This window comes from Pseudocitrobacter vendiensis, from assembly GCF_943590815.1.
GTDB classification, from domain to species: Bacteria; Pseudomonadota; Gammaproteobacteria; order Enterobacterales; family Enterobacteriaceae; genus Pseudocitrobacter; species Pseudocitrobacter vendiensis.
In genome coordinates, this window is sequence record NZ_CALSBS010000096.1 from 1 (window position 1) to 263 (window position 263).

At 51.7% G+C, this 263-nt stretch carries 1 pseudogene; it reads right to left on the minus strand.

Going from position 1 to position 263, the window contains the following annotated elements:
* A pseudogene (locus NMC31_RS26120) lies at positions 1-159 on the minus strand (IS630 family transposase); the annotation flags it as partial.
* Between the last annotated feature and the right edge of the window lie 104 nt (positions 160-263).

A 263-nucleotide genomic window follows, 5' to 3' on the forward strand; every position in this document is an offset into this window, starting at 1 on the left:
AGCACAACAGAGAGTTCTGGCAACATCGCTGACCCGTTCACCCCGATGAAGCATCAGCATGGCCGTGAGTCTGCGGGCATGATTTTTATCGCGCGTTTTATGAATAGCTTTCTGCATCAGGCGTCGTTCGCCACGGGGTATTGGTGCTATGATCGGCATCGCTCAGTCCGGTTGGTGGTTTTGGTTGGTTTGGCGATTGATCAGATCGCACAATCCGGGCTGAGTTCCCTTTCAGTGATCTACTATTCCGCGCATCTATTTAG